Below are 14,200 nucleotides of genomic sequence, written 5' to 3' on the forward strand. Positions count from 1 at the left end.
GCCGCACCACGCCCCGCACCGCCGCTCAGCTCTTGCGGTGGCCGACCAGCCGCGGCTTCGACTCCAGCCCGTCCAGTCCGTGCCAGGCCAGGTTCACCAGGTGCGCCGCGACCTCCGCCTTCTTCGGCCGGCGCACGTCCAGCCACCACTGCCCGGTCAGCGCGACCATCCCGACCAGCGCCTGCGCGTACAGCGGGGCCAGCTTCGGGTCGAACCCGCGCGCCTTGAACTCCAGCCCCAGGATGTCCTCGACCTGCGTGGCGATGTCACTGATCAGCGAGGCGAAGGTGCCCGTCGACTGGGCGACCGGAGAGTCCCGTACGAGGATGCGGAAGCCGTCCGTGTACGACTCGATGTAGTCGAGCAGCGCGAACGCCGCCTGCTCCAGCAGCTCCCGCGGGTGCCCGGCCGTCAGCGCGCCCGTCACCCCGTCCAGCAGCTGGCGCATCTCACGGTCCACGACGACCGCGTACAGGCCCTCCTTGCCCCCGAAGTGCTCGTACACCACCGGCTTGGACACCCCGGCCTTCGCCGCGATCTCCTCCACCGAGGTGCCCTCGAAGCCCTTCTCCGCGAACAGGGTGCGGCCGATGTCCAGCAGTTGCTGGCGCCGTTCGGCGCCCGTCATCCGGACCCGGCGGCCACGCCGGGGCTTGTCGCTGCTGGAACTGCTGCCGTCGATCGCCACGTCCCCCATCATGCCGCGTTCGACGCGTTTTCCCTGCGCCGGGCGTCGACGCGGTCCTTGGACGGCCAGCGCACGTCCGTCGCCCAGCCCGCCAGCTCGAACCAGCGGATCAGCCGGGCACTGGAGTCGACCTGCCCGCGCAGCACGCCGTGCCGGGCCGAGGTCGGGTCCGCGTGGTGCAGGTTGTGCCAGGACTCCCCGCACGAGAGCACCGCCAGCCACCACACGTTGCCCGAACGGTCCCGGGACTTGAAGGGACGCTTGCCCACCGCGTGGCAGATCGAGTTGATCGACCACGTCACGTGGTGCAGCAGCGCGACCCGGACCAGGGAACCCCAGAAGAAGGCCGTGAACGCACCCCACCACGACATCGTCACCAGGCCGCCGACCAGCGGCGGGATCGCCAGCGACACGATCGTCCACAGGACGAAGTCACGCGAGATCCGCCGGATCGCCGGGTCCTTGATCAAGTCCGGGGCGTACTTCTGCTGGTTGGTCTGCTCCTCGTCGAAGAGCCACCCGATGTGCGCCCACCACAACCCCTTCATCAGGGCCGGGACCGTCTCGCCGAACCGCCAGGGCGAATGCGGGTCGCCGTCGTGGTCGGAGAACTTGTGGTGCTTGCGGTGGTCCGCCACCCAGCGCACCAGCGGGCCCTCCACCGCCATCGAACCCATCACGGCCAGCACGATCCGCAGGGGCCGCTTCGCCTTGAAGGAACCGTGGGTGAAGTACCGGTGGAAGCCGATCGTGATCCCGTGGCAGGTCAGGAAGTACATGAACACCATCAGGCCGAGATCCAGCCAGCTCACCCCCCAGCCCCAGGCCAGCGGGATCGTCGCGAGCAGCGCCAGGAAGGGAACGACGATGAACAACAGCAGGGCGATCTGTTCGACGGACCGCTTGTTCTCGCCTCCGAGGGTCGCGGAGGGCACGGGGGAATCGGAATCGGAGGCCGCCGAGGCGTCCTCGATCAGCTCGGGACTGGTGGTCATGAGGGTCCCCTGGGGGGTGAGGAATCGGCGCGGCGCCCCTGGCGCCCGCCCTGGCTACGGATCCGTAACCTACGGCAACGTAAGTATGGCAAAGCCGTAGCGCGGGGCAAGGGGAGCACGGCCGGGCCCGAGGCGCTCTCAAGGGCGCTCGAAAGCGCCCGCGCGCCGCCTGGTGAGACGTTTAGCGAGGCACGAGGCCCGGACACCTATCCTGGTGTCGTCGGACAGCGCGGTCCGCACGGGCAGCCGAGCTGCGCACCAGGTGGGGGACACCCCCTGGATCCCTCCCAGCGACAGCCGGGGGAGGAGTCCAGGCTCCCCCGCGCACCCCGGAGCCCACCTCCCAGTAGCGCTCGAACACTGCAAGGAGCCGCACCTGTGAGCAGTGCTGACCAGGCCTCCTCCACCCCGGCCAAGGCCCCGGCCACCGCCGAAGCCGCCGCCAACGCGGAGCTGCGGGCGGACATCCGCCGCCTCGGCGACCTCCTCGGCGAGACCCTCGTCCGCCAGGAAGGCCAAGACCTCCTCGACCTCGTCGAACAAGTGCGCGCCCTGACGCGCACCGACGGCGAAGCCGCCGCCGCACTGCTCGGCGACACCGACCTGGAGACCGCCGCCAAGCTCGTACGGGCCTTCTCCACCTACTTCCACCTCGCCAACGTCACCGAGCAGGTGCACCGCGGCAAGGAGCTGCGCGCCCACCGCGCCGCGGAGGGCGGGCTCCTCGCCCGCACCGCCGACATGCTCAAGGACGCCGACCCCGAGCACCTGCGCGAGACGGTCAAGAACCTCAACGTCCGCCCCGTCTTCACGGCGCACCCCACCGAGGCGGCCCGCCGCAGCGTCCTCAACAAGCTGCGCCGGATCGCGGCCCTGCTGGAGGAGCCCGTCGCCGGCGCCGGCGAACGCCGCCGCCACGACCTTCGCCTCGCCGAGAACATCGACCTCGTCTGGCAGACCGACGAGCTGCGCGTCGTGCGGCCCGAACCGGCCGACGAAGCCCGCAACGCCATCTACTACCTCGACGAGCTGCACGCGGGCGCGGTGGGCGACGTACTCGAGGACCTCGCCGCCGAGCTCCAGCGCGTCGGGGTCGAGATCCCGGCCGGCACCCGCCCGCTCACCTTCGGCACCTGGATCGGCGGCGACCGCGACGGCAACCCCAACGTCACGCCCGACGTCACCCGCGACGTCCTGATCCTCCAGCACGAGCACGGCATCACCGACGCCCTCGAACTGATCGACTTCCTGCGCGGACTGCTGTCGAACTCCATCCGCTACACCGGCGCCACCGAGGAGCTCCTCTCCTCCCTCCAGGCCGACCTCGAACGCCTCCCCGAGATCAGCCCGCGCTACAAGCGGCTGAACGCGGAGGAGCCGTACCGCCTCAAGGCCACCTGCATCCGGCAGAAGCTCGTCAACACCCGCGAGCGCCTCGCCAAGGGCACCCCCCACGAGGAAGGCCGCGACTACCTCGGCACCGCCGAGCTCCTCACGGACCTCACCCTCATCCAGACCTCCCTGCGCGAACACCGCGGCGCCCTCTTCGCCGACGGCCGCATGGACCGCACCATCCGCACGCTCGCCGCCTTCGGCCTCCAGCTCGCCACCATGGACGTCCGCGAACACGCCGACGCCCACCACCACGCGCTGGGCCAGCTCTTCGACCGCCTCGGCGAGGAGTCCTGGCGCTACGCCGACATGCCGCGCGACTACCGGCAGAAGCTGCTGGCCAAGGAGCTGCGCTCGCGCCGCCCGCTGGCCCCCACCCCGGCGCCGCTCGACGCCGCCGGGCAGAAGACCCTCGGCGTCTTCTCCGCCATCAAGGACGCCTTCGAGAAGTTCGGCCCCGAGGTCATCGAGTCGTACATCATCTCGATGTGCCAGGGCGCCGACGACGTCTTCGCCGCCGCCGTCCTCGCCCGCGAGGCCGGCCTCGTCGACCTCCACGCCGGCTGGGCCAAGATCGGCATCGTCCCGCTCCTGGAGACCACCGACGAGCTGCGCGCCGCCGACGTCATCCTCGACGCCATGCTCGCCGACCCCTCCTACCGGCGCCTCGTCTCGCTGCGCGGCGACGTCCAGGAGGTCATGCTCGGCTACTCCGACTCCTCCAAGTTCGGCGGCATCACCACCAGCCAGTGGGAGATCCACCGCGCCCAGCGCCGGCTGCGCGACGTCGCCCACCGCTACGGGGTGCGCCTGCGCCTCTTCCACGGCCGCGGCGGCACCGTCGGCCGCGGCGGCGGCCCCTCGCACGACGCGATCCTCGCCCAGCCCTGGGGCACCCTCGAAGGCGAGATCAAGGTCACCGAGCAGGGCGAGGTCATCTCCGACAAGTACCTCGTACCGTCGCTGGCCCGCGAGAACCTGGAACTGACCGTCGCGGCCACCCTCCAGGCCTCCGCCCTGCACACCGCCCCCCGCCAGTCCCACGACGACCTCGCCCGCTGGGACGCGGCCATGGACACCGTCTCCGACGCCGCCCACGCCGCGTACCGGGAGCTCGTCGAGGACCCGGACCTGCCGGCGTACTTCTTCGCCGCCACCCCCGTCGACCAGCTCGCCGACCTCCACCTGGGCTCCCGCCCCTCGCGGCGCCCCGACTCCGGCGCCGGCCTCGACGGCCTGCGCGCCATCCCGTGGGTCTTCGGCTGGACGCAGTCCCGCCAGATCGTCCCCGGCTGGTACGGAGTCGGCTCGGGCCTGAAGGCCCTGCGCGAGGCGGGCGGCGAATCCGCGCTCGCCGAGATGGGCGCGCGCTGGCACTTCTTCCGCAACTTCCTGTCCAACGTCGAGATGACGCTGGCCAAGACCGACCTGCGGATCGCCCGGCACTACGTCGACACCCTCGTCCCGGAGGACCTCAAGCACGTCTTCGCCCGCATCGAGGCCGAACACGAGCTCACCGTCCGCGAGGTCCTGCGCATCACCGGCGGCCAGAAGCTCCTGGACTCCAACCCGGTCCTCCAGCAGACCTTCGCCGTCCGCGACGCCTACCTGGACCCGATCTCCTACCTCCAGGTGTCCCTGCTGGCCCGCCAGCGCGCGGCCGCCGCCCGCGGCGAAGAACCGGACCCGCTGCTGGCCCGGGCCCTGCTCCTGACCGTCAACGGCGTGGCGGCGGGCCTGCGCAACACCGGCTGAGCGCACTCGGGGCCCGTACCGGCCCGGAACACGGAAAAGCCCCCGCACCGGCCGGTGCGGGGGCTTCCCCTTTGTTTTGTGCCGTGTCCGTCAGGAGTTGTAGGCGGACTGGGCGCGCTCCAGACCCTCCGCGATCAGGCACTCCACGGAGTCGGCGGCCCGGTCCACGAACCAGTCCAGCTCCTTGCGCTCCGTCGAGGAGAAGTCCTTCAGCACGAAGTCCGCGACCTGCATACGGCCCGGCGGGCGGCCGATGCCGCACCGCACCCGGTGGTACTCCGGCCCCATCGACTTCGTCATCGACTTCAGGCCGTTGTGCCCGTTGTCCCCGCCGCCCAGCTTCAGCCGCAGCGTCGGGTAGTCGATGTCCAGTTCGTCGTGGATCGCCACGATCCGGTCCAGCGGCACCTTGTAGAAATCGCGCAGCGCCGTCACCGGCCCGCCCGACAGGTTCATGAACGACATGGGCTTCGCCAGCACCACCCGGCGGTTCGCCGGTCCCGGCGGGCCCATGCGGCCCTCGACCACCTGCGCCCGCGCCTTGTGCGCCTTGAACTTCCCGCGCATCCGCTCGGCGAGCAGGTCCACCACCATGAACCCGATGTTGTGGCGGTTGCCCGCGTACTCCGCACCGGGGTTACCGAGGCCGACGATCAGCCACGGCGCCGCGTCGTCCGACATCCATGCTCCTTAACGAGGACGACCGCCGTCCCGCTCCCAGTGGAGCCGGACGGCGGTCGATCAGCAAGTGCTGAGGGGGAGAGCCGAGGCTCAGGCCTCTTCGCCCTCGGTGGCGGCGTCGGCGGCCGGCTCCTCGGCCTGCGGGGCGACGACCTGCAGGACGGCGGTCTCGCCGTCGACGGCCAGCGTGGTGCCGGCCGGCAGGACCAGGTCCTTGGCGTGGATGGAGGCACCGGCCTCGAGGCCCGCGATGGAGACGGTGACCTCGGTCGGGATGTGGGTGGCCTCGGCCTCGACCGTGATGGTGTTGAGGAGGGTCTCCAGCATGTTGTTGCCGGGGGCCAGGTCGCCCTCGGTGACAACGGCGACCTCGACGGTGACCTTCTCGCCCTTCTTGACGATCAGGAAGTCGACGTGGGAGATCGAGCGCTTCAGCGGGTGCTTCTGAACGGCCTTCGGGATGACCAGCTCGGTGCCGTCGCCCGCGATGTCCAGGGAGATCAGGACGTTGGGGGTACGCAGCGCCAGCGCCAGGCCGTGGCCCTCGACGTTGACGTGCTTCGGGTCGTTGCCGTGACCGTAGATGACACCGGGAACCAGGGCGTCGCGACGGGCCTGGCGGGCAGAGCCCTTGCCGAAGGTGGTGCGGAGCTCGGCGGAAAGCTTGACCTCGGACATGCTCACTCCTCGTGGGGTGACGGAATTGGACGATGGTCACCCGGCCTGAACGGCCTGCTACGAAGAGCGCGTCGATAACGGAGCACCGACACCGAAAAAGGTGCGGCCTCCCTCGCCGAGCAACTCGTAGAGTCTACCCGGCGCGGAGGCCGCACCCAAAAGGATCTCTGCGCTACCGGTTACTGCTGCTCTTCGAACAGGCTGGTGACCGAGCCGTCCTCGAAGACCTCGCGCACCGCGCGCGCGACCATCGGGGCGATCGACAGGACCGTGATCTTGTCGAGCTCCAGGTCGGACGGGTCCGGCAGGGTGTTCGTGAAGATGAACTCGCTGACCTTCGAGTTCTTCAGGCGGTCCGCCGCCGGCCCCGACAGGATGCCGTGCGTGGCCGTCACGATGACGTCCTCCGCGCCGTGCGCGAAGAGCGCGTCGGCGGCGGCGCAGATCGTGCCACCCGTGTCGATCATGTCGTCGACCAGGACGCAGACGCGGCCGCGGACCTCGCCGACGACCTCGTGGACCGTCACCTGGTTGGCGACGTCCTTGTCGCGGCGCTTGTGCACGATCGCCAGCGGCGCGTCCAGGCGGTCGCACCAGCGGTCGGCGACGCGCACGCGGCCGGCGTCGGGGGAGACGATCGTCAGCTTCGAGCGGTCCACCTTCGCGCCCACGTAGTCCGCGAGGACCGGCAGCGCCGACAGGTGGTCCACCGGGCCGTCGAAGAAGCCCTGGATCTGGTCCGTGTGCAGGTCGACCGTGAGGATGCGGTCCGCACCCGCGGTCTTCAGCAGGTCGGCGACCAGGCGGGCCGAGATCGGCTCGCGGCCCTTGTGCTTCTTGTCCTGGCGGGCGTACCCGTAGGAGGGGATGATCACGGTGATGGAGCGAGCCGACGCGCGCTTCAGCGCGTCGATCATGATCAGCTGCTCCATGATCCACTTGTTGATCGGAGCCGTGTGGCTCTGGATCAGGAAGCAGTCCGCGCCACGAGCCGACTCCTGGAAGCGGACGTAGATCTCACCGTTCGCGAAGTCGAAAGCCTTGGTCGGCACGAGGGCAACGCCCAGCTGATGCGCAACCTCCTCGGCCAGCTCGGGGTGGGCGCGGCCGGAGAAGAGCATCAGCTTCTTCTCGCCGGTCGTCTTGATCCCGGTCACAGCACAGTCTCCTCAGACGTGTTGAAAGCTGCTCGCCCCCGTGTGCGTCCGTCCCGCACACGGTGAGCCAGCCGAATTGCGTGCACCTATCACGGTACGCCCTGCCGGGCCTACCTGTTTCCGGTCAGTTCACCTCAACGAGGCCTCAGCGGGGGTCGGAATCCTCCGAGGCCGCCGACTGGGCCGCCGTCGCCGCGGCGCTTCCCGGACGCTTGCGGGCCACCCAGCCCTCGATATTGCGCTGCTGACCGCGGGCCACGGCCAGCGCGCCCGCCGGGACGTCCTTCGTGATCACCGAGCCGGCCGCCGTGTAGGCGCCGTCCCCGATCGTGACGGGCGCCACAAACATGTTGTCCGAACCCGTCTTGCAGTGTGAGCCGACGGTGGTGTGGTGCTTGTGTTCGCCGTCGTAGTTCACGAACACGCTCGCCGCGCCGATGTTCGTGTACTCGCCGATCGTCGCGTCGCCCACGTACGACAGGTGCGGCACCTTCGTGCCCTCGCCGATCGTCGCGTTCTTCATCTCCACGTACGTGCCGGCCTTGGCCTTCAGGCCCAGGTTCGTGCCCGGACGCAGGTACGCGTACGGGCCGACGGACGCCGCCTCGCCGATGACCGCCGTGTCCGCCACCGTGTTGTCCACGCGCGCCCGCGGGCCCACCTGCGTGTCCTTGAGCCGCGTGTTCGGACCGACCTCGGCGCCCTCGGCGACGTGCGTCGCGCCGAGCAGCTGCGTACCGGGGTGGATCAGCGCGTCCTGCCCGAAGGTCACCGTCACGTCCACGAACGTGCTCGCGGGGTCGACGACCGTCACGCCGGCGAGCATCGCCCGCTCCAGGAGGCGGGCGTTGAGCAGCGCGCGGGCCTCGGCGAGCTGGACGCGGTTGTTGATCCCGAGGATCTGGCGGTGGTCGCCGCCGACGGCCGCGCCGACGCGGTGGCCGGCCTCGCGCAGGATGCCGAGCACGTCGGTGAGGTACTCCTCGCCCTGGCTGTTGTCCGTGCGCACCTTGCCGAGCGCGTCCGCGAGGAGGGCGCCGTCGAAGGCGAAGACCCCGGAGTTGATCTCCCGGATCGCGCGCTGGGAGTCGGTGGCGTCCTTGTGCTCGACGATGGCGGTGACGGCGCCGTCCGCGCCGCGGATGATCCGGCCGTAGCCGGTGGAGTCCGGCACCTCGGCGGTGAGCACGGTGACGGCGTTGCCGTCGGACTCGTGCGTCCGCGCGAGCTGCGCGAGGGTCTCGCCGGTCAGCAGGGGGGTGTCGCCGCAGACGACGACCACGGTGCCGCTCTGCTGGCCGCCGAGCTCTTCGAGGGCCATGCGGACGGCGTGTCCGGTGCCGTTCTGCTCGTACTGCACGGCGGTGCGGACGCCGGCGTCGATGCCGGCGAGGTGCGCGGTGACCTGCTCGCGGGCGTGGCCGACGACGACCACGAGGTGTTCGGGGTCCAGCTCGCGCGAGGCGGCGACGACGTGGCCCACGAGCGAGCGCCCGCAGATCTCGTGCAGAACCTTGGGAGTGGCCGACTTCATGCGGGTGCCTTCACCCGCTGCGAGTACGACGACGGCTGCCGGGCGGTTGGCGCTCACGGGTGTGCCCTTCGGCTTCGGGTGGTGGACCCGTGAAGGATACCGGGGGGCCGCCCCCCGGAAACGAAGCCGGGTCCCGACCGACCGGTCAGGACCCGCGTGCGCATGAGCTCCCCCGCCAGGACTCGAACCCGGACATAAGGCACCAAAAGCCTCAGTGCTGCCAATTACACCACAGGGGATTATTTCCGACTAAACCAGACATTATGTCGCGTTGGTCGAGTCGACGGCACCTACTATGCCGCACCACCACCCCTCGATGCGACGGTAAAGATCAGCGCTTTGTGTCGCGTTCGGTCTGCCGGAATTCGGTTCGCCTGCGCGCCGGGGGCGCTGCGTACGCTGGACGGCATGACCGGTACGGGGGAAGAGCAGGGCGGGGCCGAGCGCGACGGGCCGTGGTGGTGGGAGCGGCCGCGGGGGGCCGTGCTCGATGTGGGGCTGGCGGCCGTGTCGGCCGTCGAGTGCGCCGTCGAGGGGGTTCCCTTCGCGCACGAGGCCGGGCTTCCGGTGCCGGTCGGGGTGCTGTTCGGGCTGCTCGTGGGGTCCACGCTCGTACTGCGGCGGCGCTGGCCGATCGCCGTGGTGCTGGTCGGGATCGCCGTGTCGCCGGCCGCGATGGGCTTCCTGCTCGGGGTGGTCGGGCTGTACACGCTCGCCGCCTGCGAGGTGCCCCGGCGGATCACCGCGACGCTGGCCTCGATGTCGCTCGCGGCGACCTTCGTGGTGATGTACGTGCGGACCAGCGGGGACCAGGGGGCCTCGCAGTCGCTCGTCATCGTGCTGTCCGTGTTCGTGGCGGTGGCGCTGACCGTGCCCCCGGTGCTGCTGGGCCTGTACATAGGGGCGCGGCGGCGGCTGATGGAGAGCCTGCAGGAGCGGGCGGATTCGCTGGAGCGGGAGCTGTCGCTGCTCGCGGACCGGGCGGAGGAGCGGGCCGAGTGGGCCCGTACGGAGGAGCGGACGCGGATCGCGCGCGAGATGCACGACGTGGTGGCGCACCGGGTGTCGCTGATGGTGGTGCACGCGGCGGCGCTGGAGGCGGTGGCGGCCAAGGACCCGGAGCGGGCGGCGAAGAACGCCGCGCTCGTGGGGGACATGGGCCGGCAGGCGTTGACGGAGCTGCGGGAGATGCTGGGGGTGCTGCGGGCGGCGGAGTCGCCGAAGCGGACCCCTGCCGCCGCTTCTGCCGCGGTGGTGCCGGTGGCCGCGCTGGTGGGGAGCTTCGAGGACGGGCCCGGGCCGTCGCTGGGTGAGCTGGAGGCGCTCGTCGGGCAGTCGCGCGCGGCGGGGATGGCCGTGGAGCTGGACGTCCGGGGCGCGGGGGCGGGGTATCCGGCGGAGGTGGAGCAGACGGCGTACCGGGTGGTGCAGGAGGCGCTGACGAACTGCCACAAACACGCGCCGGGTGCGCGGGTGGTGGTGCGGCTGGCCCACCGGGAGGGCGAGGTGGCCATGCAGGTGGAGAACGGGCCGTGCGGGGCGGACGTGGTCCAGCCGGGCCTGCCGAGCGGGGGGAACGGGCTGGTCGGCATGCGCGAGCGGGTGCTCGGCCTGGGCGGCGTCTTCGTGTCCGGCCCGACCGACGAGGGCGGCTTCAAGGTCTCGGCGGTCCTGCCGCGCGCTGCGCGGGGAGCGTAGGCCGGCCCGGCCCCGGCGGGCCCGGGCCCGCCGCGGGTGCGTGCCGGCCGGGCGCCCCTACGGAGCCGTGGTGAGGCGGGTGGGCTGGAGGCCGGTGAGGAGGAGGGTGAGGGCTTCGTCCACGGCGCCGCCCAGGTACCAGTCGCCGGTGTGGTCGATGCCGTACACGCGGCCCTCGCGGTCGATGGCGAGGTGCGAGCCGGCGTCGGCGTCGACGCCGAGGGGGCAGAGCTCGGTGGACAGGGCGCGGCCGAGGTCGGCGAAGGTGCGGGCGAGGTGGAGGCCCGTGAGGGGGTCGAGTCGGACGGGGGCGGGGGCTATCTGGCGGCCCGTGCCGGGCGCGGTGACGTGGAGCCCGCCGAATTCGGCCCAGGCTTCGACCGCGGCCGGGAAGACCGTGTGCCGGTGGCCGGCCGGGGTGGTGTGGTCGCGCAGCGCGTCGGCCCAGAACTCGGCCTGCTTGATGTCCCAGCGGCCGGGCTCCCAGCCGGCGGAGCGCAGGGCGGTGTCCACGGCGGCCGGGAAGCGGGTGGCCGAGGAGCGGTCGTAGGAGGCGGAGGAGGTGGTCATGGTGGCGGAGGTCAGGCCTTCTCTGACGCGGGGGTGAGGTCGACGGCGCGTACGCCGAAGTGGGCGAGGAGGGCTTCGCAGGAGCGGCAGGGAGGTGCGTAACTGCCGTGGAGCGGGTCGCCGTCCTCGCGGATGCGACGTGCGGTGATCTTGGAGTGTTTCAGGGCGCGGCGTGCCTCGCCCGCGGTGAGGGGCTTGCGGGAGGCGCGCCTGCTGCGGGCGCCCTCCACGGCGGTGAGGTGGCGGGAGAGCAGGATCGCCTCGGGGCACCGGCCGGTGAAGCGTTCCCGCTGGCCGCTGGTGAGGGTGTCGAGGAAGTCCTGGACGAGCGGGTGCAGGGCGGGTGGCTGGTCGGCCTTGCCGGCGGTGCCGGTGAGGGTCTCGCCGCGTACGGAGAGGGCGGCGGCGACGGTGGGCAGGATGCCGTCGCGGCGGAAGCGCAGGACGGGTGCGGCGGGCCGGCCGTCGGTGCTGCTCCAGCGCAGGCGGGGGTCTCCGGCCGCGGGGGTTCCCCCGGTCGGGTGTCCGGCCGCCGGGTCGCCCTGTTCGCCCGGCCCCGAGGCGCCGTCGGCCGTGTCCGTGCGTGTCGCCGTGTTCTGCATGGTCGCGTCTTCCCTCCCGTGGCGGCGGTGGTGGCCGCTGTCGCGCACGCCCCCGTGCTGAGGGGACAGCCTGTCAAATGTCCCCTGTCGTGTGGAAGCGGGGTCGAATATTCGTATCAATTCGGATGTTCCTGGCCCTCGCGCGGGTGCGGGGGTCGCGGGCGGGTGACGCTCTTGCCCGACCACATAGGCTGTGGTGAACCAGCCAGATCCAGCAGGGGGCTACCGCCATGACGACAGGTCGGCTCGGGCAGCAGGCCGCGCCACCCAACGCCGCGTACTCCGGGCAGGTCGTGCATTTCCCGGACCCGGTCCGGGCCGCTCGGCATCCCCACGGGGTACGGATGGACGCGGCCGGACATCCCGACTTCTCCCCGTACGCGCGCGCGGCGGTGGAGATCGCCGAGCCTCCGGAGGGTTTCGGCGTGGACGAGCTGCGGCTGACGGACTGCGTGTCCGCGAACGCGGCGATGCACGCGGCGGGCCATGCGCTGTGGGACACCGTCGGACCGGTGGCGACCCCGCACGGCTGGACCTGGCACCACGTGGCGCGGACGCGGCGCATGGAGCTGGTCCCGGTCGAGGTGAAGGCACTGCTGCGGCACCACGCGGGACTGGCGACGGCCCCGGTCGACCACGGCAAGCGCGGGACGCGGCCGTTGCAGGAGCTGCGTCCGGTGCACCTGGGGCTGCCGAAGACGGTGGTGTCCGTCTCCGAGGAGGCCGTGCAGGGCGTCGAGGAGGACCTCGGCTACCGGCTGCCGGAGGCGTACCGCGCCTTCCTGAAGGCGGCGGGCGGTTGCGCGCCGGTGGGCGCCGGGCTGGACGTGGACCTCGGTCTGCTGGTGGACCAGCCCTTCTTCACGGTGCGTGAGGAGGCGGCGGTCAACGACCTCGTGTACGTCAACAAGTGCCTGCGGGACCACCTGACGAAGGACTACCTGTGCGTGGCCTTCGTCCAGGGCGGTCTGCTCGCGGTGAAGGTGAAGGGCGAGGCGATCGGCTCGGTCTGGTTCTCCCCGTACGACGACGCCCGCGACCAGGACGGCTGGTCGGTGCAGGAGCGCGTGGAGCGTCTGTTGCTGCCGTGCGGTGCCGATTTCGATGCCTTTCTGGAGCGGTTGGCGGGCAATCCGCCTGAGTTGGAAACGGTGGCCGGTCTGATGGTGGACGGCGGATTCGCACGCTCGGTTCCCGTGTCGGGCGCGGCACCGGTGGAGGGGTGACGGCGCGATGGTGACGTTTGCGCAGGCGCAGGAGCGCGCCGAGGAATGGATCAACGGTGACGTGCCCGCGTACCAGCACCGGGAGGTGCGCGTACGGGAGTTCGGACTCGGGTTCGTGGTGTGGGCGGAGGACCGCGCGGCCGGTCCGGTGTCCGGTGGCGGCCGGCAGCGGCTGGTCATCGCGCGGGACAGCGGTGAGGTGACGCTGTGGCCCGGACTGCCGGTGGGTGAGGTGATCCGCCGGTACGAGGAGGAGTACGGGGCCGCGGCCGCGCCGGTGGCGGAGGCCTCGGTGCCGGCGCCGCGGATCGACTCGGAGCAGACCTCGTTCATGCTGAGTCCGCCGGAGTGGCTGCAGGAGGCGGCGGACCGGGCGGGTATTCCGGCGGCGCCCACGCCTGCGCGGACTCCGACGCCGCTTCCCGCGGAGCCCGTGGCCGCCGCGCCCGCGCCCGTTGCGCCCGCTTCGGCTCCGGAGCCTGCCGCTCCGGCGCCCGAGCCGGTGGAGGCGGTTCCGCTGCGCCGCGAGGTGCCGTACGAGCCGACCGCGAACGACGGGGTGCCGGCCGGGGCCACGCCGTGGGCCGGGACCGATGTGAACCCCGGCGCCGACGACGTGTCCGTGCCGCTGCCCGCGACGGTGTTCGCGCCGCCGCTGTCCGGCTCGGACCTGGAGGACATGGCTCCGCCGGCCGGCGGGGCGTCGGAGGCCAAGACGGCACTGATTCCCGGGGGCAGCCGGCTCCCGAAGACCGCGATCGCGCCCGCGCTGGACCTCGGGCCGGAAGCGGGCGGCGGCTCGGATTCCGGGTCGATCGCCGACGCGCCGACGAGCAAGGCCCAGGTCTCCCGGCCGGGCGCGGCCCCGGTGACGCCGCCCGGCCCGCCGGGTGCGCCCGGGCCCGGGCTCGACCATGCCGCGACGATGTTGGCGGGTCCGGCCGTGACGGGTGGTCAGCCGCCGGCTCCTCCCGGTCCGCCGGGTGCTCCGGGTGCGGGTCAGCCGCCGGCTCCTCCTGGTCCGCCGGGTGCTCCGGGTTCGCTGGGGCGTGGGCTGGATCATGCGGCGACGATGTTGGCGGGTCCGGCCGTGACGGGTGGTCAGCCGTCGGCTCCTCCCGGTCCGCCGGGTGCGGGTCAGCCGCCGGCTCCTCCTGGTCCGCCGGGTGCTCCGGGTTCGCTGGGGCGTGGGCTGGATCATGCGGCGACGATGTTGGCGGGTCC

General features: G+C 71.9%; 11 protein-coding genes, 1 tRNA gene and 1 pseudogene. 4 read left to right on the forward strand and 9 right to left on the reverse strand.

The annotated features are described in order from the left end of the window. Positions 1-25: 25 nt before the first annotated feature. Positions 26-697 carry a TetR/AcrR family transcriptional regulator gene (locus ACFYZS_RS29075; RefSeq protein WP_030865813.1) on the reverse strand — a complete coding sequence of 224 codons (672 nt, stop codon included), beginning with the start codon at positions 695-697 and terminating at the stop codon, positions 26-28. Next, on the reverse strand, positions 697-1,683 hold the full coding sequence (locus ACFYZS_RS29080) for an acyl-CoA desaturase (protein ID WP_389018742.1): 987 nt from the start codon (positions 1,681-1,683) through the stop codon (positions 697-699). Before ACFYZS_RS29080 ends, ACFYZS_RS29075 begins: the two co-directional genes overlap by 1 nt. 378 nt (positions 1,684-2,061) lie before the next feature. On the opposite strand from ACFYZS_RS29080, the gene ppc reads away from it, so the two are divergent. Continuing rightward, entirely contained in the window at positions 2,062-4,830 is a 2,769-nt protein-coding gene (gene ppc, locus ACFYZS_RS29085) for a phosphoenolpyruvate carboxylase (RefSeq protein ID WP_389018745.1), read from the forward strand. Between the two features lie 90 nt (positions 4,831-4,920). Here the strand turns inward: ppc and pth are convergent, their stop codons facing one another. The 5 genes from pth to ACFYZS_RS29110 all read right to left on the reverse strand — a co-directional run bounded on the left by pth (position 4,921) and on the right by ACFYZS_RS29110 (position 9,119). Beyond that, a complete protein-coding gene (pth, locus tag ACFYZS_RS29090) occupies positions 4,921-5,511 on the reverse strand; it encodes an aminoacyl-tRNA hydrolase (protein WP_389018748.1) in 591 nt (196 codons plus the stop codon). Positions 5,512-5,601: 90 nt separating this feature from the next. Then, positions 5,602-6,189, reverse strand: a complete 588-nt coding sequence (locus ACFYZS_RS29095; protein WP_389018751.1) for a 50S ribosomal protein L25/general stress protein Ctc — start codon at positions 6,187-6,189, stop codon at positions 5,602-5,604. Between the two features lie 179 nt (positions 6,190-6,368). Next, a complete protein-coding gene (locus ACFYZS_RS29100; protein WP_030156542.1) occupies positions 6,369-7,346 on the reverse strand; it encodes a ribose-phosphate diphosphokinase in 978 nt (325 codons plus the stop codon). A gap of 145 nt (positions 7,347-7,491) precedes the next feature. Next, the gene (glmU, locus tag ACFYZS_RS29105; RefSeq protein WP_389018754.1) at positions 7,492-8,937 is read right to left on the reverse strand and encodes a bifunctional UDP-N-acetylglucosamine diphosphorylase/glucosamine-1-phosphate N-acetyltransferase GlmU; all 1,446 of its coding nucleotides are present in this window, start codon (positions 8,935-8,937) and stop codon (positions 7,492-7,494) included. Between the two features lie 110 nt (positions 8,938-9,047). Further along, positions 9,048-9,119, reverse strand: a tRNA-Gln gene (locus tag ACFYZS_RS29110). A gap of 169 nt (positions 9,120-9,288) precedes the next feature. Here ACFYZS_RS29110 and ACFYZS_RS29115 point away from each other — a divergent pair. After that, positions 9,289-10,578, forward strand: a complete 1,290-nt coding sequence (locus ACFYZS_RS29115; protein ID WP_389018756.1) for a sensor histidine kinase — start codon at positions 9,289-9,291, stop codon at positions 10,576-10,578. A 57-nt stretch (positions 10,579-10,635) separates the two neighbouring features. On the opposite strand, the gene ACFYZS_RS29120 is transcribed toward ACFYZS_RS29115, so the two are convergent. Both ACFYZS_RS29120 and ACFYZS_RS29125 read right to left on the reverse strand, forming a co-directional pair. Next, positions 10,636-11,148 carry an SUKH-3 domain-containing protein gene (locus tag ACFYZS_RS29120; protein ID WP_389018759.1) on the reverse strand — a complete coding sequence of 171 codons (513 nt, stop codon included), beginning with the start codon at positions 11,146-11,148 and terminating at the stop codon, positions 10,636-10,638. An 11-nt stretch (positions 11,149-11,159) separates the two neighbouring features. Continuing rightward, positions 11,160-11,750, reverse strand: coding sequence for a YwqJ-related putative deaminase (locus ACFYZS_RS29125; RefSeq protein WP_389018762.1), 591 nt, complete (start codon positions 11,748-11,750; stop codon positions 11,160-11,162). 230 nt (positions 11,751-11,980) lie between these two features. Between ACFYZS_RS29125 and ACFYZS_RS29130 the strand changes: the two genes are divergently transcribed. Further along, positions 11,981-12,976 (forward strand): SMI1/KNR4 family protein, encoded by a 996-nt coding sequence (locus tag ACFYZS_RS29130; protein ID WP_389018765.1) that lies wholly within the window; start codon positions 11,981-11,983, stop codon positions 12,974-12,976. 7 nt (positions 12,977-12,983) lie between these two features. After that, positions 12,984-14,200: pseudogene (locus tag ACFYZS_RS29135) on the forward strand (hypothetical protein); the annotation flags it as partial.

The sequence above is a fragment of the Streptomyces sp. NPDC001903 genome, from assembly GCF_042891345.1.
Lineage (GTDB): Bacteria > Actinomycetota > Actinomycetes > Streptomycetales > Streptomycetaceae > Streptomyces.